Raw genomic sequence first — 18,992 nt, forward strand, 5'->3', positions numbered from 1 at the left:
ATTTTTTTATTGTGGGGCTTTAGGCGTCTCCTTCTTCTTTCCTTTCCCCAAGAAGTAACCAACAGCGAGGCCGACTATGAGGAGGACTATGGCGAGGCCCACAGCCGTGCCAGTGTTCATGGTTGAGGCTTTCAGGGCGTCAAGATCACTCTTAAGCTTCGAGTTTTCGTCCTGCAGGCTCTTAACCTGGCTCTGTAGAGTGTTGACTTGGCTCTGGAGCTGTGATATCTGGCTCTGCAAACTGTTTACCTGGGTCTTCAGGTTGTCCCTCTCCTGTGCAACAGAGGCAAGCTGGGCTTTGAGTTGTGGTAGGATTGGCGGGATGGTGGCGGGAGTCTTTGTGTTTACGTCGAAGCTACTTAGCCACTGGTATTGTTCTTGGTCTGTTATCCCGTTGGGGTACTCAGGACTATATACAGCAATATCGTATACCCTAGGCTCGATGCCGAACTTTATCGCGTTTGCCATTGCTAGTTTCTGCTCATTGGTTGCCGTGGCAACTGCCCAGATGACCCAGTCGCCCTTGTCAAGGCTTGTACCCCTAACCTTTAGTGACCCGAATCCGTCGTAGCTGGTAAGAGCAACAACTATTCTCCAGTTCTTTATGTTTGCAGGGTCAGCCTGGTCGAACAGCGACCTGTCGAGGGTCGCTACGATAGCGTTTCCTTGTACTGAGACTTTGAAGTTGTCTCCCTGAACGACCTCATCGAAGGGCCTATAGAGGACGGCGCATTGTCCCTTAGGTATTGGTTGTGGCGGAGTCTCCCAGCATGGGCCCAGTATAATTGCGTAGTGCCATGCCCAGGACGGGTCAAAGTTCAAGTTTAGGCCAATGGCAGAGGAACGGGCTGGGACATTTGGTGGAGCATCTGTGTGAAGATATATCTGAAGGTTTTGGAGGCAGAAGCCGTTCTTGGCGCTCCATGGGTTTCCACCTGTGTCCTTCAGGTAGACCTTGAAAGTGACTGTTTTGTTCTCGACATATACTTCGAACTTGACTATGTCGAATATTCCTGGCTTGAATACATCTGCCGTTGGATAGCCATAGAAGCCAGGACCCTTGTCGTCTCCAGTAGGGTCAGAAACCTGTATTGTTGGGTTTTGTGCCCTGACAGGCACAAGTAGAAACGGCAGTATTAGTACGAGTAGCAATGTCAGTACCCTAATTTTGTTTGTGTTTTTCATGGTATCTGCAAGATTTTACTGTATATAATTGTATTTAAGTTTTTCTTGTTATAAATAAATAATCCTGGACAAATATTTTACACGAAAAGTGAAGATTAATTAATTAAAAACATTAAAAACTGCTGGAAGAAAGTTTTGCATAAATAGACTTTGAAGGACAATACGACTGGGAACAACTTAAGATGGATCCAGAAAAAGTTTGCATTTTATGCCTAGCTGTAAATGTCCAAATGGAAATGACTTTTACTTAGTTTTAGAAACATAGGCTAGTAGGGAGACGGACAACAGCTGTGTTGCCAACACGTAGGCTCCGATCAGCCAAATGGGAGCGTTAAGGTCTATCATAAGTCCGTATAGCGCTCCCGCCCCGAGAGAGCCTAGGCCAACCATTGTGCTGAAGACACCGTACGCGGTAGCCCTAACACTTGGGTCTGTAAGGTCGCCTACAGCAGCGCGGTAGACAGACTCCTGCGAGCCCAGGACGATACCAAAAACTAACGCGGATGCAACTATCATTGCTAGGCTCCTCTGGAACGCTAGGAGCGGGATCAGTATTGAGAGGGTGAAGGGGATGAATAGGACGCGGAACTTGTACTTGTCATACAATAGACCAAAAGCCAAGGCGAAAACTGCGTCTATCAACTGTATAGCCGCGTAGAGGAGGGGAGGGAACCATGGGCCCATAGCTTTGACCTCGGGTGTCTCACCGGCTAAATAGAGGATGAGTGAGGCTGGGAAAAGTCCCAGGGCGTTTATACCTACGGCCGTTATATAGGCTGTTGCCCGCCGGGATAGAACCTTTGAGCCCTTGTTCTCGTCTTTCTTGTTGTTTGTCATTTCCTCTGGTAGCTTTGTTTTGGCTCTGAGATAGATCAATGTAAACACAAGCAGAAGGTAGGGTATAAAGGATAGGTAAAACGCGTATCTAAAGTTGCCAAAATATGCAATCGCTACTGCAAACAATAGTGGACCAAGAGTTGCCCCGATCTGATCCATGAGCTCGTGTATACCGAAGGCTTTCCCACCGCCTATGCTCTTCGATGCAAAAGAGATGATCGTGTCCCTAGAGGGCGTCCTGATGCCTTTCCCAAGCCGCTCGAGGATGACTAGTGTAGCCGCTAGTGCCCAGCCTAGGCCGAGGACCTCGCTGAGTGGAATAAGGGGAATTGCTATGATAAGACCGTAGCCCAGAAACACCAGAAGCCAGTAGCTCTTGGTTTTGTCCGCCAGGTAGCCTCCTAGCAGTCTGGAAAAATAAGACATGAGTTCTCCAAGTCCCATCACGGTGCCGACGACGGCCGCGGAGGCTCCAAGGAACTTCATGTATTCTGGTATGGTGCCGCGGGACCCCTCATAAATTATGTCTCCTAAGAGACTCACAATGCCGAAGGAGAGAATAATACTATAGGCTCTCCGCTTTTCATCATTCATATGACGCGCCAAGAAATCTTACAGGGAAAAAACATATTTATCTTATGCTAGATTCCATCTTTGAATCTTTTGATACCTCGAGACTCCAGCCAAAAAAGGTGATACAGTTAGCTACAAAAGGAAAAAGAGGAAAAACTTCTCAAAAGAGATTCGTCTCTAAAATTTTTGGAACACATTAAACTTATGAAATATTCGAAGTTCTATGGTAACAGAGTAGGAAAAAACCGGTCAAAATCTGAAATAACACCGAGCAAAAAAATTTACTTTACGAAAAAACTGGCACGATTCTTCATAAATAGTTGCTACCAGGCAATTTTATCAAGATTATGGTCTCTAAGGGGAATCCAGAAGAAAAAAGAATTATTTTAGAGATGTTATTTTTTTGTGGCTTCTTTTTCTTTTCCTTTCTTTTTACCACAACCTTTCTTCTTAGTTTCTTTTTCTGCCATAACGTTACATTTATGCAAAACATGGAGTTAAATAATTAACGCTTAAGTATTAGTCTCGAACCTTTCTTCATACTTCTTAAACCATAATAAGTCCAAGTTTACTTAGAGCCTAAAAATAAAATTCTTTAAGAGAAATGCAAGGAAGATCGTTGCACCTATGATCACGAGGAGGTAGTCCTTGAATGAGAACCTGAGCTCTCGGTACCACGTGTGACACTTCTCGGAACCGAAGCCCCTCAGCTCCATCGCGTCTGCTATGTCGTATACGTTCAAAGCTGAGCTAACAGTTACTGGCAGGATCAAGGGTACGACTTGGATTATTCTTGCTAGGGGGTTTTTGCCTCCTCTTGGCCTATAGCCTCTAGCCATCTGTGCCTCGAGGGTCTTTCTAAGCTCTCTAAACATCTCAGGTATATACCTGAAGCTTAGCTCGACTACGTATGCGGCTTTGTATGGTACTCCTAGCTGTCCAAGTGCAGGGGCATATAGGTTAGTGGGAGTGGTGAATACGAGTGCGAGGGTAACTGTTGCAATGGATAGGAGCCTTAACACGGGTGTCACTGATGCGAGTAGATTCTCTTCGGTTATCTTTATTGGCCCCCACTCTGCCAGTACGGTTCCTCCTTTGGGGTAGAGTAGGGTAAGTGTAAAAAGGTTAAGGAAGGACAAGACAACTATTACGAGTATTAGGAACCTCCACGTTGCATAGGTTTCCCTGAAGGGTAAACGTGCAAGCATATAGAAGACAAAACCAGCTACAAGTAGAAAGGCTACTTCTATTAAGCCGCGGGCGATCAGCGTGGACAAGATAAAGAGAAAAACAAATATGATTTTTGCCCTGGGGTCAAGCCTGTGTATTATGCTTTTGCCCTCAATGTACCTAACAAAGCGTTCTCCCATATCGTTATGCCCTTCTAGCTCTCCCCGCGGCTGCCTTGTAGTATGCGGCTACTAGGAGGGGCGTCAATATTGCACCGTTAACGGCGTCTGTTACTGCTGCAGGCAGGAAAAGTGCATATATTGCCTCCTCAAGTGTAGAAATGCCGTAGCCGAAGATATAGTCCGTGAAGGCGGCGAAGCCCATGCCGATAATCGAGCCAACAACCGCAAGTATTGCGGCCCAGATTAGTCCGACCTTTTCTCCCCTCTTCTCTTCTGGTAAGAAGTATACCACTAGCCCCGGTATCAAGCCGAGGAGACCGTTGCCGACGTCCCAGTTCCACCAGAAGCCTCCCCAAGATATTGCGTCGCTTATAATGTTTCCCAGGAAGCCAGAAACGAAGCCAACTATGGGTCCAAAGACATAGCCGAAAAACATTGGTATCGAGACGCTTGGTCTAAGGGATACTAGCTGGGTCCCCGGTAGCTGTAAAACGTTGAAGAAAACGTTGAGGGCAGCGTAGAGGGCAGTACCTACAGCCATTGCAACTATTTGGGTAGTGCCAAAACCTTTCTTAGGTGTTTTCGCGTTCACGATACATTTTCGACATATTTAAATTTAAGTTTTTTGTAGGGCTTTCTCGAGCTCTCTCCTCCTGTACACCCTTTTCCCGTTGCTCAGCTCTCTGCCAAGCCTTATTAGCTGTGTCTCGCGCAGACTACCCTGCCTCAGAATGTCCTCCCTAGCTAACACCTCTACTGTTGAGCCATCGGCTATGACCCTGCCCCCAGACAGAACTATGGTCCTGTCTGTGTACTCGAGTGCTATGTCTATATCATGCGTTATGAGGATGAAGGTGCGGACTTGGTTCAAGGAAGTCACAAAGTCTAGGAACCTGACATAGTTAGCGTAGTCTTGCCCAGCAGTAGGCTCATCCAAAATGAGGATGCTTGGATACATTGTGAGAACAGCTCCAACACATATACGCTTCTTCTCTCCATAGCTAGACGAGAAGGGCGACCTGTCAAGGAGATGGCTTATCCCGCATGCCTTTGATACTTCATCTACTCGTTTATCGATTTCTTCCTGTGGAACCCCGAGGTTCCTGGGTCCAAATGCTAACTCTTCCCTCACAGTCCTGGCAAAGAGCATTGAGTAGGGGTCCTGCACGACAAGCCCAACCTTGCCGGCTAGCTCGTAGGGCTCCTTTCTTCTAGTGTCCTCTCCGTCAATGAGGACTCTACCTTTGGTCGGCTTAAGGAGGCCGAGCATAAGCTTAGACATTGTGGACTTACCTGCGCCGTTGTTGCCTAAGAGTGCCACTCTTTCGCCCTCTCTTATCGTTAGCGAGACATTTTCCAGCGCATATCTTGTCCCATCGTATGAGAAGTAGACGCCCTCGAAAATGATTACGTCTTTTCCAGAGTCACGCGTGGTAACACTATTGATAGGTAATAGAGACTTATTGACCATTTGGGCGGAGTATATAAGTGAAGAGGGAACCCTAACCTTATCCCTGTATTCTGCTAGGCCTTCCGGGGAATCGAGCTCCTTTAGAACTACGCCTTTATCCATTACGATTATCCTGTCAACCCTTACTCCCTCAAGTATCTCTTCTGTCCTGTGCTCGGCAATCACGATGGTCTTGCCCCGCCGCTTAAAATCCTCTACACGTTCCAGGACAAGCCTTACACCCTCACTGTCAAGGTTCGCCAAGGGCTCGTCAAGCAGGACTACCTCTGGATCCATGGCAAGTATCCCAGCAAAAACTACCCTTTGTTTTTCGCCGCCGCTAAGTGCATTTATGTCTCTTTCCCGCAAGTGGAGGGCGCCCACTGCTTTTAAACTGGCCTCGACACGTCTCCTTATCTCTTCTCGGGGCATACACAAGTTGGCAGGACCAAAGGCAACATCGTCCTCTACTGTCTGGGCTACAAGTTGCTTAGAAACCTCCTGCATGACAGTACCAACTATCCTTGAAAGGGCCTGCGGAGAAGACTCTGCAACATTGACCCCAGAGACGGTAACACTTCCCTTATATTCGCCCGCGTACCTGTGCGGTATAAGACCATTGATGGCCCTAATTAGTGTGGACTTGCCGCACCCGCTTGGCCCAACTAGAAGAATTGTCTCCCCCTTTTCTACCTCTAGGTCTATCCCTCTCAGTGCAAAGTCTTTTCCGCCTAGATACTTGAAGCTTAGACCCTTAACCTCTATCACTGCCACGCAACACGAAAAGAACACAAAAAACTTAACATTATCGGTGACTTAGCATTTGTAGAAAAATTTTCTCAGGGGTAGATTCTCCTCTACATGTTAAACCAATATAGGCTTTGAACATCAAAAACGAATAGCTGTTAAGGCCTTGAGTACTTTACACTACGTCCAAGGCGCAAGAGAGATGCACCCCCTTAATTGTCAGATAGAAGTTGCACAAATGATCTCAAGACCGGAGACAGCTGCCCTTTGGGGCATTATCCACGTATCTATGCCGTTTTTGCTCTTCTTTCTAGCAGAACTACTCGTAAGAAAACTAAAGACAAAGGAAGCAGTATATCTTTATTTGGCACCTGTAACTTATGCTATTTTGACGTGGGCGGCGGTAATCAATAACTTCTTTATAATAATTCATAGGTAACAAAGGAAGCTCTCCAATTGATACTAGTTCATTTTTCCTCTTACAACCTATATGAAGTAGTTTTCAAGGCTATTGGAAAAGTATGTGTAAAGCTTCTATGATATAGCTAAATTAAACTTTATATATCAGTTGTTTTAATCATATCTTGAAAACGAATGTTTGAGAGAACAAAAAACCTTGGGAAAAATGTAACGGCACTGCTCTTGCTGGGCTTCTTTAGCGCCCTTGGAAACGGTATGATAAATGTCTTTATACAGCCGTATCTTAAGCACATAGGGTTAAGCCCACAGGAAGTAGGGCTACTCCAGCTGGCCTCTAGCATTGCTCTTTCTGCATCCCTTATCCCTGCGGCTTTCCTTGCAGACAAGTTTGGCAGGAAAAAAATTGCCTTATCCTCGCTTGTCCCTATTCTTCCTGGCTTCCTGATAGTGCTCTACGCCCCAGGCTTCAACTATATGCTTGTCGGATTCGTATTGATAGGAATAGGTAATGCAATAGCCGGCGTCACACTTAATCCCCTCATAGCTGATGTCACACCTAGAGACAAGCTGGATCTTGTAGGCTCTTTGTCACAGATACTTGGGCTGGTCGGCGCCTCTATAGGTATGGCACTCTCATGGGTACCACAGCTAATAGCCAACAGCCACAGCCTGCTAGATGCCTATAGAACCTTCATGCTTTATGGAGGAATAATTGCTGCTACCAGTTTCCTATTGTTGTTGCCAGTCAGGGACAATGTGAAACCTTCGGAAAAGTTTGTGCTCGGCTTCTCACGGGAAACACTTATATTTACTGTTCTCTCGGCTATAACTGGTCTTGGTGCGGGAGCCTCCATCCAGCTGATCAACTACTATTTCATGACTAAATTCGGCGTGGAAGCAGGGGAGCTCGGCACGAGGATGCTCGTTGAAACCCTGCTCATGATACCCTTCACGTCGCTAGCCCCAATTATTTCGAGCCGCTTGGGCACCTTGAAAGCAGTAGTAGCGCTACAGCTAGCTTCAATCCCCCTACTCGTAGCTACTGCCCGGGCCCCCAGCTTCCTAATGGCCGCGGCATTCTTTACCCTTAGAACAGTCCTAATGAATGCCGCCAACCCCCTCTTCTGGTCCCTAACCATGAAGACTATAGGCCCCGAGGAGAGGTCACGCTACACAATGCTGAATATCCTAGCATCACAGATAGCCACTGGCACGGGCTCGGCAATAGGAGGAACACTCATGAACATAAATCTTGACTCTCCTCTCTACCTAACAGCATCCATATACCTAGTACAGACAATGCTACTCTACACGCTCTTGAAGAAGCTAGACAACAATTAGCTTAGCTAGCCCGTTAGCGTTCTATATATTCGTGGGCGTCAATAAGTTGCCTTATATTGTGGGAGAAGCAGGCCTGAAGAGCTCAGTTGCTGTAAGGGCCTGTTCTCCCAGGCGCTGTTGTATCTGAGGAGAACTTGTCCATTTTCCAAAAGTTTAACTTGGACTATTTCTTTCTGTAGGCCAGCGTGTGCTATCATTGTCCTCTTCTTGACGGCAGAGAAATGCTGGTTTGGCTCAATGTATATTAGGTATAGGGGCGTCCAGTCTGCTTCTTTCAGGATTCTTTGTATTCGGAAGGTTTTCTTCTCTATTCTGGCGAGCTCGTCCTCTATAATGTATCTATATGCCTCGTTTACAGCCTCATATAGCGGTAGAACTTGAGCTAGTTGTCTTGTGTCGCTTGGGTAGCTTAGACCTTTCTCTTTGAGGCGCCTTGCCACTGCCACAGTTAGCATAAGCAAGTAAAGGGCGTCTGGGTTGATGGCTAGCCTCCTCTGGACAGTGTTGCCCGAGATCTCTACGCTGGTTTCCCATTCTCCATGTGCTTTCTCGAGCGCTTCCCAGGCTTTGGCTGCTGTTTCTTGGGAGACAGCGTGTACTAGCAACAGTGGGAGTGGATAGTAGAGGGAGCTCGCCACGAGGCCTGCATATTCGAAGTAAGTCTTGTTCAATTCTATGTAGGGCTGTGTTCCAGGCTCCATTGTCTCCAAAAGGTTTTCAGGTATAACTGGGGGTATCTGTATCGAGGAATGTGTCTCTTCGGCTATGAGGTTTAGGCTCATCTCTGGCTGTCCGGGGCTCGCTAGGGGCACCGGGTCAGCGTTGTAGATGTATATCTTGACTCCCCTTTGTTCTGCAAGCACGAGGTGTTCGTGTCTAGCTAATAAGAGGCTGGCAAGCCTATTGGCAAGCCTCGTGGTTAGGCTCGGCATAAAGTTTACGCCGTGCGTCGTGTCGACAACGATACTGCTAAAGGGCTTCTCCATTATCGTTTTTCCGAGATCGTAGAGTGCTATTGACTCGAAGTCTCTTGGGTTTCCCCTGAAAATCCACTTGCCGCCAGGCCGTCCCACGGCTGGACATATTACCGGGTGTATGACTGGCTTATATTGGTCTCCCAGCAAGCATTTGACATAGCTGGACAAGAAACCTGCAAGTTGATCCCTAAGTTCTTTGTAGCTCTTTGCTTGAGAAGCATATCGAAGATGCTCGATATTCTCTTCATAGCATTGCCAGCATTTGCTGGGAGACTGTGGCTTAGGGGCTTCCTCTACAAGGCTATCGAGGACTAAGACGAATACTTCTGACCTGGGGAACATTTTTAAGAGTAAAGGGAGAGTAGTGCAATGATCAAGTGATATCCCCTTAGTAGTATACCTTACCTGGCGCCAGCCCGCCGGGTGGCCCCACGGTACCACTATAAGTGTGTCGATCCCGCTTTGACCCATTGTTTTCCTGCCAAAATACGTCTAACACCCCTATATCTTTTCTCATACATAGAGAAAACTTTTTTCTCTACGAGCCTTTTACTCGCAAGCTAGTTCTGCATGCTTTTTATGTTTTCGCCTTGGACTTGAAAATATGGACATTCAAAGAAAAATATCTACTTTGTTTTAATCCAGCGATACAGTAGCCAAAGCGTAAAGATAGCGAAACCTGCAAACGAGGCAGCAAGGCCAACCTCCATTACTGGTAGAATTGCCTTTTTAAGGCTGAGAGAAGCCCCAGCTATATCAGTGGATCCCATTACAAACATTGGAGACAACTCATATACAAACGTTCCTGCCAAGGCGAGCGTCCCTCCGAATGCTAGGAGCCACCCAGAGACATCCTTCACTATGTTGGTGAACTCGTCGAGATAGAGGAAGAACATTGCAGAGGCAATCACAAAACTCAACATGTGCCAATGCGCCACGTTATATGCTATTTCGTCCCTCAAAGGCCAAACGGCTCTTATAGTCTTCAGGTTTGAAGCAACGATTGGACCCGTGGATGTAACGAACAGCGTCATCCAGATAGGGACAAGAAACAGCCCCACCTTTGCCGGGTCACGCCAGTCACCATTCCTAAGCATATCGGCGAGCCGTAACCATAAAATCAGGAGTGTAATGTTCAGAGGTGCTATACCTACAAAAATAATCTCGTGGGCTATAGATCTCCAAATGGGCACCACCGTTGTCCCAAAGAACATAACGGCTACCCCGAATATTTGGAAAATCAACGCCCACCTGTAGAGCCTGGGCTTCCACTCCGATAGCCGGGACCATTTAAGCCCTATAAACATTATAGCCGTCGACCATATTGCAACAGCCGCATGTGCGTGGGCTGTGACAAGCAACTGCAGAGAAGTCTGCGGAGACACAAGGCCACGGTACTCCCTGGTCGAATATTCTTCAATGATGTATATGTGCGCCTCCTTGGAAAAGCCTAGATGAGAAGCATACATGGCCCCCATAAGTACTCCCCCAAGCAAAGCAACTGCGGTTGTAAACGCGGCCACCTTCTCTAGAGTTTTTTCCTTCCAGCTTATCCTCACAGGTGACATTGCATAAGTAAAAAGCACAGCCCCCGTGAACATCAATGATAGCCCTAAGAGATAAACGCCGTGGACAAGCGGGCTTCTCCAGAAATATGCAAAGACAAGCGCAGAAAGAACCGTTATTATCCAGCCAGCGGTTACGAGGTTGAGAAGAGGCTTCCTCAGTTTCTCGTCGTGATCAACATATTTGACTGCAAGGTATAGTGTGCCAGCCATTACAATTGCGGCCGCAACATGGTAGACCATTATTACTCTTGCCGCGAAGTCCTCCTCGGTAGCCTTTACGGAAAAAATTTTAAAGAGAAAATCTTTGAAGCCCAACTCTGCAATAGGTCCTGAAAGGAGGCTTAGAAAAACTATTACAGGCAAGGACGCTATTAAGAGAAAATCCACGTACATTGGCCGTTTCATCTCGGTGTCGACCCCTCGAATATAGACCTAATGACAATGTCAATAAAAATTTTTGGTAAAGAAATCTCACACACGATTAGAATCACCCCTACGTAACAACATTAACATCTACACAGTCCACGGGGGTAAATTTAAAAAGCTTCTCTGCCTTGCTATCTGTTTGTGTGGAGCCTCGTTGTTGCAGGCATATCACTGGCCGTTATTGTATGGGGACTGCTGGCTAGGTCAAGGTTTCGGAGTTTGCCCTTCTGGGCAGTGATGGCGTTTGCCTCCTTCATTGTTGTTGCCGGCGGCCTCGTGCCAGTCGATGGTCTCGGGCAAGCTGTCGACATAGACGTCATTCTCTTCTTGATCGGCATGTTTAGCATTGTGAGCCTCGCAGAGTCTTCTGGACTCCTAGACGCAGTCGCATATTGGTTTCTAGCGAGGGTTGGGAGTGTATGGAGGTTATTTATAGTTCTCTCCATTGTATTTGGGCTACTTGCGGCCGTCACTGTTAACGACGCTGTCGCAGTCTTGGGCACAGTCATGGTTGGCAGTATTGCCCGTGTAGCGGGGCTCGGCCTGGAGCCCTTCCTGTTCATGCTCGCCTTCAGCGTGACGATCGGCTCTGTAGCTACGCCTATAGGCAACCCCCAGAATGTCTTAATTGCTGTTCAGAGCGGGATGAAGGCTCCTCTTTTAAGCTTTCTGAGGGTTCTGCTACTTCCGTCCCTGATTAACCTCCTCGTGGTCCCACTGGTTCTACTAAAGTGGTTCAAGATAAGCGACAAAAAGCTGGAGCTATTAGTTATTCCGGGCGAGGCGATAAGGAACAGGAGAGACGCTATGATTGCAGCAATAGGGCTGACCAGCGTCGTCGCGCTCCTATTGGCTAACGATGCCCTTTCAATAGCTGGCCTCCCACACGTAGAGAACATAGGCTTCATCCCATTCATTGTTGCCGCGGCAACTTACATCTTTGTGTCCGACCCCAGAGGTATACTCGAGAAGGTAAACTGGGGAACAATAGTCTTCTTCATCGCAATGTTCATAACGATGAAGGGCGTCTGGTCCAGTGGCCTTCTCCAGCCCCTAGTAGCCGTCCTAATGGACAAGAAGCTCTATGGCCTAGAAGGAATAGCCGCAATAAGCGTCGAGAGCCTGGCTCTAAGCCAGCTCCTTTCAAACGTCCCATTTACACAGTTCTTTATCCAGTACATGAAGACTATCGGCTATACCCCTAGCGACGTGTGGGCGTGGCTAGTGCTTGCCTGTAGCTCAACCATCGCTGGAAACCTCACACTCCTAGGCGCGGCTTCAAACATCATAATCATGGAGGTCGCAGAGGAAAGATACTCAAAGTCCCTTGGCTTCATAGAGTTTGCAAAGCTAGGAACAATTGTCACAGCCATAAACATGGCAATATATCTCCCATTCCTATACCTCGCAGTCTATCTTTGAGGATAAGTGAGGTCTATTCCCACCAAGCGCGAGCTAATCCTTTCCTTCAAGTCTTCGATTTTTGGACCTAAATTGTTATCAATAGCAGAGAGAAATATCCAAGTATGCACAGAATTCTAGTTGATTTTTCCTCTTACATTTTGTCCAAGCTAAAAGTAGAAGTACCTGACACCTACAGGGAAATCATTAGAAAAGTACGAGAGGAAGGTATAATAGATGAAAATCTCGAAAAAAGTTGCAGGAAATTGTTGGGCTAAGAAACATCATTGTTCACATGTACGCCGATATAGATGCAGAAATCATCTATGACAACTTGGAAGACATAATCCAGACACTAAGAGAGGCCGCCGCGAAACTTCTTGAGTCCAGCAAAGCGAAGAATATAGACCCATAACAATACACTAGCCCCTCTCTTCGCTAATTCTCGTATAATTTTATGTTCTTCAAAAAGCCTTTTTCTCTTCCTTGTAGAGGTTTGGCTATAAGCGAGAACAGGTCTTTAGGGTTACTTGTCTCAGGCAGAATCTTTATCGTTGTCCCGATATCGTCGCCTTTAGCCAGTGAATATACATAGGTTATGGCCGCGAGATCCTCTATAGCTATTCCCACAGAGTCAAATATTGTTACCTCCTGTGGGCTTGTCCTGCCGGGCTTGATTCCAGCTACTACTTCCCACAGCTCCGCGTAGACATGTTCTCTACCAACGTTTTGGGCCTCTCCCTCTACTAACGCCTGGTCTAGAAGCTCCACTACGAGTTTTGAGGAGCGTACAAGCTCTGGGTCAAGCTCTGTCTTTCCAGGGGCGTCTCCGCCTACAGCATTGATGTGGGTTCCAGGCTCGACCCAGGACTTCTCGATGACTCTGTTTCTCCCGGGCGAAGCTGTGGCTGTTACTATGATGTCTGAGTTCAAGGCTAATTCTCGTGGGCTGTCAACGCTTTCGACCGTGTAGCCTAGGTGGGACATGTTTCTCGTGAACTTTTCGGTGGCCTTCCTGTCGATGTCGAAGGCGAGTATCCTGTCGAGCTTGTTGGCGACACGTGTAATCGCGTAGGCCAGGAACTCTGACTGCGCCCCGTTGCCGATGACTCCCAGGGTCTCAGAGTCTTCCCTTGCAAGGTACTTGGTGGCGAGTGCCGAGGCTGCACCTGTACGGAGAGACGTTAGCAGGGTTGCATCCATAAACATCAGGGGGTAGCCGGTTTCAACGTCTACTAGCACTGCTACGGCTACGACTGTCTGGAGGCCCCTGGAGGGGTTTAGGGGGTGACCGTTTACTATTTTGACTGTGTACCATTTGTCGTCTGAGGCTGGCATTGCTTCTACGACGCCTTGCCTATAGTGGAAGCTTACCCTTGGGGTCACCTTTAGCTGTTTCCATTTCTTAAATGTGGTTTCTAGGCTTTCAATTAGACCATCCATGAACTTGTCTATTCCTACTTGGCGTACAAGCTCTGCAATGTCCCGAGCTGTGAGCACCCTTATCGACATAAGCATCCAAGGAATACTATTCTTTAAGAGAATTTCCGTCTATTCGAAGAAAACTTTACATTTCTTACAAATACTTTTGTATGAATCCAGAAATATTTACAGCTAGAATTTTTCACTTTTCCTTGAGTAGGCCGTCCTTTTCGGCGAGAAAGCGAGCCTTCTCAGAGTACTCCCTCTTGAGCTCCTCCCTTCTCTGCTCTTTGTTGAGAAGCGGGCTCCTGACCTTCTGTAAGTCCCTTATCTCCTTCTCGTATTCTGTGTGGACATGCCTGTAGTGGGCCACTATGACCCTTTCCTGTGCCCCTTTAAGCGAGAGCCTACCATTTATGAAGTGCTCCAGAAGCGAGCCGCTCTTCTCGAAAGGCTCGATTTTCTTCTGACACCTTGGACAATAAAAGCTTAGGAGGTTACTCATCATGGTGACAAGATAGCTCATAGGGGCCTCCCTGTACCGCTTGACGAAGTAAAACGTGACCAGGAGCCACACTAGGAAAGCAAGATTGTAGCCCAGCTGGTCGAGGCTTGCTGGAATCACGAAGAGCAAGACCAAGTAAAGAGCCAAGCCCGTAAAACTTGTAAGCAGAAGCCCGGAATCCTTTATCTCTTTTTTCTCTTTTATCTGCTGGTAGCTTGCCCCAGTGGATTTCTGGGGCGGTAGAACAACGGGCTGGCTCCTTTGCGGCACTAATATTAGTGTTGTTACTAGTTTTCTCCGAGCCCTAATCGATAAAAGCAAAAATGCAAGCGATATAATCACCATGTAAAAGTTAAACGGAGAAACATCGTAGAAGGTCTTCCCCGAAGCCCCCTTGACTATGGTGGGCTTAAGATCTGAGACCAGGAGTATCGCCGCCCAGCTCAACGTGAATGAGACCAGCGTCAACGCGACAGACATCATGTCGCATGCAAAAAATATCGACTCCGCCCGGGCGCCTGCCACCTCCAACTGGCCACTCTCACACATATAAGTGTTCCATAGACTCATAAGGAAAATAGAGAAAGTAATAAGCACGAAGCCAAACATGAAGAGAAGCGCAAGCATGGAAGTATCCCAGCCAAGCAACTGCACAACCATTAAAGGCAAGGAGTACAGTGTGAGTCCTCCGCCCAGCATTGCTACGGCGAGGGAAACCTTCAGCCACGGGTCTTGCGGGCCCTTCTGGTATGAGCCGGAGGCCCTATATATAGAATAGAGTATGACGGCAACAGGAAGCAACCATGAAATATTTGAGCCGTCCAAGTAGACCCCCTATAACGATATATTGGTATATGAAAAACTATTTATTTTTTCCCTGTGACATACAAAAATATTTCGGTTGAGTTGTAGCCTATCTGATCGAACACAAAACTACAAATTTCTGCTATAAAATTTTGGCTAGGAGCACGTGTTTCTTAGCGCGCGCTCTGAAAATGCTGAAAAAAGGGAACCCACTTATTATAGCCGCCTTGAGCGAGGGTATTGAGCTGTATATCACACCTGAATTCGAGCTCCTCAAGAACACTTACATGGACCTAGTTAAGAGGGCCTCAAGAGAACCAAAATCTCTGTCATCGTTCCAAGTGAAGAGTAACAATAAAAGGAAGCAACCCAGCCAGCAAGCTTAAAATTAACCATGTAAACCTTAACCAATCTTAGACGTGCATCTAGGATCCGTAAGGTAGGTGGGCCTTGTGCATGAGTGGGCGCTTGCAGAGGCAGTAGTTAAGACTGTTGAAGAGCTTGTAACTAGCAACAAAGACGTCAGGCACATAGAGGTTGTCCTCGGAGAGCTACAGGCCGTAGACGAGGGGGTCTTCGAGACGGCGCTACGAGAGCTTTTGGAAGAGCTCAGGACAGAGAAAGGCATCAACGTCCAAGATTTCAAGATTACACGTGAAGAGGCAGTCTTCAAGTGCATGGTGTGCGGCTACGAATGGAGCCTAAAAGACTGGAGCATTGGGGAAGAGTTCAGGGAGGCGATACACTTTGTCCCAGAAGTTGTTCACTCTTACTATTCCTGCCCGAAATGTGGTAGCCGGGACTTTGAGATAGTTAGAGGCAGAGGGGTAAAGGTAAGGGTGGACTAGATGGAGACGGATTTCCGAGTACCCCTCATAAGGGAGAGACTCCGAGGCTTCAAGCTAGTTGTCCCAGTTACTAGTCCCAAGGGGGGAGTAGGTAAAACTACAATTTCTGTGGGGCTGGCACTCGCTCTAGCTAGGAGCGGTGTCCAGGCAAGCCTCCTAGACACAGACTTCACGAACCCAACGACCCACATCTCTCTCGGCGTGGACGTTGAGGAATTGATGCCAGAAGAAGAAAAAGGAGTACTGCCAGTAAAAGTAGAGGAAAACCTAGAATTCATGAGCATAGCTTTTTACAGCAAGGACAGGGCTCTTCCCCTACGTGGAAGAGAAAGCGTTGACGCGTTCAGAGAGCTCCTAGCAGTAACAAGGTGGACCGGCAAGGTATTCGTTGTCGACACACCTCCAGGACTCTCTGACACACTCCTAGAGCTTCTCCGCCTACACAGGAAGGTGAGGGTCCTAGTGGCCTCCACCTGTGACAAGATGAGCATAGTATCTACGAAGAGGATCCTCGAATTCCTAGACAGCGAGAAAGTTGAGTCATTGGGAGTAGTTGCAAACATGTGTAGCCAGCCAGAGAGAATCCGAGAAGCCCTAGGCATAAAGCCTATAGCTAGCATCCCATACCATGAAGAGATGCCCAGCATAGAGGGCGACCGCGACAGATTAGCCGAGACGCTCCGACCATACCTAGAAAAGGTAGTAAAGCAGATAACGAGCCAACTGTAGACGCAAAAAATCTTCCTGAAGATTCTGCAATAGAAAAAAATTTCTGAACGTAGGACTACCACACATCGACAAACATGAGGATAGCGGTTCCAGTTGTTAAGTCCGGGGACAAAATCCTCCTAGTGCCACACTTCGGCAGGGCTCCCAGCTTTGCGATTATCGACCTAGACGGAAACAGCTACAGAATCGTCGAAATATTCCAGAACCCCTTCCTAACCCACTCACACGGCAGGGGAGTAGGAGTAGTCAACGAGCTAGTAAAGAAGGGGGTAAACACCCTCCTATCGCTCGGAGCAGGCTACGGGGCCTACTACAGGCTAAGAGAGCTCGGCATAAAAATCTACTACGTGACGCCCCCACAGGGCAAAAAGACAATGACCCTGCAAGAAGCAATGGAAATGTTCCTAGCCGGAAAAGCCGAAGAGGCAACTGGACCTAGAGAAGAAGATGAATCGCACTAGACTGCTGTTTTAATGTATTCTTTAAACGCTCAGCAAGTTTAAGAAGTTCTTCCAAAATGCTAGCCTATACTTCAAGCCATAATATGTAAATTCCTTTTTCCTAAAAACCTTGGCTAAGCCATTTGCAAACTGCACGTGGGCAAGAGCCACCAGAAAAGGTGTTTGCCTAGAAGGAGTTGACCCATGATACAAGTGATACGAGCCAAAAGTCCAATAAACCTCTTTAATCCCCATGAGGTAGGCAATTATCCCTAGGGGTGTCTCGTCATTTATAAAGTTTCTAAGCCAAGGATCAACTTCCCTGATTGCCCTTTCTATGCCCCTCAGGATCTCTTCGCTTGGATATTTTCTGAAAACCACTACTTGTTTAGGACCTATAAAGAATGGAGAACCTCCGCGGAATAAACTTGGTCCGGGACCTTCGTAAACCTTATAAAGCAGTAAGGGTCTAGTTTCTCCTCGTATAGTTATTTCTCCAATCTTCCTGCTACGCCTCAAATATGTGGCTCTTGTCTGGTCATTGCTCCATGCCTCTATGTTCATAAGTGTATACAAGGGGGCGTCCTTTAAAGCTGAATAGATTTCCTTGAATGAATCCTCTAACAAATTATCGCTGTCAACAACCACACATTCGTCGTCTGTAGCAGAAGCATGTCTAATAATTTCTAGCCATGTCTCCGTTCTATTCCTCCAGTTTCCCGTAGACAACAGGTAACTGTCTGGGAAAATTTTTCTCAAAAGCTCTTTCTGTTTCTCATGATAAACATTGTCAACAAACACCCAGCATTCCCTCGGCGAAATTATTTCACAATTCTTGGTAAAGTAGAGTAAAACCTCGTGTATCCTATAAAATGGGACATAAGTGACAAGTATCATGGAGATCCACCGTTAACACCAGGCTACTTCATTTAAATTTTATGAAGAGGATTATTGACATGCGGGGTTTTTCATGCCCTCACATATTTTGCAAAGCTAAACAGATATTTCGACGCCTAGAGACCTGTAAATTTCCAATACCCTTTTTGCTACCGTATTGGGCTCATGATGCTTCATTAAATAAGCATATTGCTTCCTCCATAAATCCTCATCTGCGTTCATGACTGCATCAATAATCTCTTCTTCGTCCCGAACGTCTTTCAATGGGAAATCCCTATATTCCTCAAATTCAGAAGAAACATAGCATAAAACCGGTCTGCCAGCAGCGATAGCCTCCAAAGAAACCATCCCAAGAGAGCCAAGCTTAAACCTATCAATAACAACATCATGTTCCCAGAAATACTCAACCAGTTTCTCATGGGAAACCTTTGGAAGAACATTTAACTTTAAACCCAACTTTTGTGCAAGTAGAACAGTATTTTCAAAGTCCCTACCATATCTAATGATACTCACCTCGACTTTATCCTTTATTCTGCTTAAAGCTCTAATTGCTATATCAGTTCCCTTTACGCTCCAGTTGGAGTCAGAGGCTATAAGAACCTTTTTCTTCTCACGTCCAATGAGAGGTTTAGGGTAAAAAATTTTCGTATCTACAGGGTTAGGCAGATATTCAGCGTCTTCTCTAAACTTCCTAGCTATCCCAAGGATATCAGGAGTACTCACAAGCACCCTATCAGAAACTTTTAGGTTATACCTTACAATTCTGCCCCACACAGGATGAAACAAAGTTCTCCTTAAGTCACTTCCATGTGCATGCCCAACAAGCGGCTTCTTCCCAAGCTTGCCTGCTATATAACAGTCCTGCAGAAGATAATGAACATGATATAACTCGGCCTTCGTTCTCAGGATCTTTAAAGCTATACCAAATGTTTTACTCCATAGACCTCTACTCCTTTTTATATGTATAACAGGTAGCTCCCTCGGAAAGTACTTAACAAGCGTCTCACCAACATAGGCACAATCATTAAACATTGCAATCATAACGCTCCCACCTACATACCGACATCTGC

The 18,992-nt window shown here is 46.8% G+C and carries 18 protein-coding genes; 7 read left to right on the top strand and 11 right to left on the bottom strand.

All coding sequences use genetic code 11. The features are described 5' to 3' along the window. Positions 1-6: 6 nt before the first annotated feature. The 5 genes from QXT17_RS02665 to QXT17_RS02685 all read right to left on the bottom strand — a co-directional run bounded on the left by QXT17_RS02665 (position 7) and on the right by QXT17_RS02685 (position 6,171). Positions 7-1,185 carry a glucodextranase DOMON-like domain-containing protein gene (locus QXT17_RS02665; protein ID WP_020963307.1) on the bottom strand — a complete coding sequence of 393 codons (1,179 nt, stop codon included), beginning with the start codon at positions 1,183-1,185 and terminating at the stop codon, positions 7-9. A 243-nt stretch (positions 1,186-1,428) separates the two neighbouring features. Beyond that, positions 1,429-2,616: an MFS transporter gene (locus QXT17_RS02670; RefSeq protein ID WP_342783064.1), complete on the bottom strand. Its 1,188-nt coding sequence runs from the start codon at positions 2,614-2,616 to the stop codon at positions 1,429-1,431. 551 nt (positions 2,617-3,167) lie between these two features. After that, entirely contained in the window at positions 3,168-3,965 is a 798-nt protein-coding gene (locus QXT17_RS02675) for an energy-coupling factor transporter transmembrane protein EcfT (RefSeq protein ID WP_020963303.1), read from the bottom strand. 4 nt (positions 3,966-3,969) lie between these two features. Further along, positions 3,970-4,539, bottom strand: a complete 570-nt coding sequence (locus tag QXT17_RS02680) for an ECF transporter S component (protein WP_020963302.1) — start codon at positions 4,537-4,539, stop codon at positions 3,970-3,972. 24 nt (positions 4,540-4,563) lie between these two features. Further along, the gene (locus tag QXT17_RS02685) at positions 4,564-6,171 is read right to left on the bottom strand and encodes an ABC transporter ATP-binding protein (RefSeq protein ID WP_342814451.1); all 1,608 of its coding nucleotides are present in this window, start codon (positions 6,169-6,171) and stop codon (positions 4,564-4,566) included. A 139-nt stretch (positions 6,172-6,310) separates the two neighbouring features. Between QXT17_RS02685 and QXT17_RS02690 the strand changes: the two genes are divergently transcribed. Continuing rightward, a complete protein-coding gene (locus QXT17_RS02690) occupies positions 6,311-6,583 on the top strand; it encodes a hypothetical protein (RefSeq protein ID WP_148682165.1) in 273 nt (90 codons plus the stop codon). A gap of 155 nt (positions 6,584-6,738) precedes the next feature. After that, positions 6,739-7,905, top strand: a complete 1,167-nt coding sequence (locus QXT17_RS02695) for an MFS transporter (protein WP_342783743.1) — start codon at positions 6,739-6,741, stop codon at positions 7,903-7,905. 38 nt (positions 7,906-7,943) lie between these two features. On the opposite strand, the gene csx1 is transcribed toward QXT17_RS02695, so the two are convergent. Both csx1 and QXT17_RS02705 read right to left on the bottom strand, forming a co-directional pair. Then, a complete protein-coding gene (gene csx1, locus QXT17_RS02700; protein WP_148682164.1) occupies positions 7,944-9,353 on the bottom strand; it encodes a CRISPR-associated CARF protein Csx1 in 1,410 nt (469 codons plus the stop codon). A gap of 155 nt (positions 9,354-9,508) precedes the next feature. Beyond that, positions 9,509-10,855 carry a hypothetical protein gene (locus tag QXT17_RS02705; RefSeq protein WP_052885573.1) on the bottom strand — a complete coding sequence of 449 codons (1,347 nt, stop codon included), beginning with the start codon at positions 10,853-10,855 and terminating at the stop codon, positions 9,509-9,511. Positions 10,856-11,017: 162 nt separating this feature from the next. On the opposite strand from QXT17_RS02705, the gene QXT17_RS02710 reads away from it, so the two are divergent. Continuing rightward, complete coding sequence (locus QXT17_RS02710) at positions 11,018-12,298, top strand: SLC13 family permease (protein ID WP_020963296.1); 1,281 nt, start codon at positions 11,018-11,020, stop codon at positions 12,296-12,298. Between the two features lie 235 nt (positions 12,299-12,533). Further along, entirely contained in the window at positions 12,534-12,692 is a 159-nt protein-coding gene (locus tag QXT17_RS02715; protein ID WP_148682163.1) for a HepT-like ribonuclease domain-containing protein, read from the top strand. A 23-nt stretch (positions 12,693-12,715) separates the two neighbouring features. Here the strand turns inward: QXT17_RS02715 and QXT17_RS02720 are convergent, their stop codons facing one another. Further along, on the bottom strand, positions 12,716-13,789 hold the full coding sequence (locus tag QXT17_RS02720; RefSeq protein WP_052885572.1) for an ornithine cyclodeaminase: 1,074 nt from the start codon (positions 13,787-13,789) through the stop codon (positions 12,716-12,718). 112 nt (positions 13,790-13,901) lie between these two features. Then, positions 13,902-15,029 carry a hypothetical protein gene (locus QXT17_RS02725; RefSeq protein WP_342783744.1) on the bottom strand — a complete coding sequence of 376 codons (1,128 nt, stop codon included), beginning with the start codon at positions 15,027-15,029 and terminating at the stop codon, positions 13,902-13,904. A 431-nt stretch (positions 15,030-15,460) separates the two neighbouring features. On the opposite strand from QXT17_RS02725, the gene hypA reads away from it, so the two are divergent. From hypA to QXT17_RS02740, 3 genes are all read left to right on the top strand, one after another. Next, a complete protein-coding gene (hypA, locus tag QXT17_RS02730; protein WP_052885703.1) occupies positions 15,461-15,856 on the top strand; it encodes a hydrogenase nickel incorporation protein HypA in 396 nt (131 codons plus the stop codon). Then, positions 15,857-16,585 (top strand): P-loop NTPase, encoded by a 729-nt coding sequence (locus tag QXT17_RS02735; RefSeq protein ID WP_052886715.1) that lies wholly within the window; start codon positions 15,857-15,859, stop codon positions 16,583-16,585. Positions 16,586-16,659: 74 nt separating this feature from the next. Further along, positions 16,660-17,046 carry a NifB/NifX family molybdenum-iron cluster-binding protein gene (locus tag QXT17_RS02740; RefSeq protein ID WP_020963287.1) on the top strand — a complete coding sequence of 129 codons (387 nt, stop codon included), beginning with the start codon at positions 16,660-16,662 and terminating at the stop codon, positions 17,044-17,046. A gap of 21 nt (positions 17,047-17,067) precedes the next feature. Here QXT17_RS02740 and QXT17_RS02745 read toward each other — a convergent pair whose 3' ends face one another. After that, positions 17,068-17,922: a hypothetical protein gene (locus QXT17_RS02745; RefSeq protein WP_020963286.1), complete on the bottom strand. Its 855-nt coding sequence runs from the start codon at positions 17,920-17,922 to the stop codon at positions 17,068-17,070. 96 nt (positions 17,923-18,018) lie between these two features. Then, on the bottom strand, positions 18,019-18,963 hold the full coding sequence (locus tag QXT17_RS02750; protein WP_342783745.1) for a glycosyltransferase: 945 nt from the start codon (positions 18,961-18,963) through the stop codon (positions 18,019-18,021). Positions 18,964-18,992 lie beyond the last annotated feature (29 nt).

The sequence above is a fragment of the Thermofilum sp. genome (genome assembly GCF_038871435.1).
Classification (GTDB): Archaea; Thermoproteota; Thermoprotei; order Thermofilales; family Thermofilaceae; genus Thermofilum; species Thermofilum adornatum.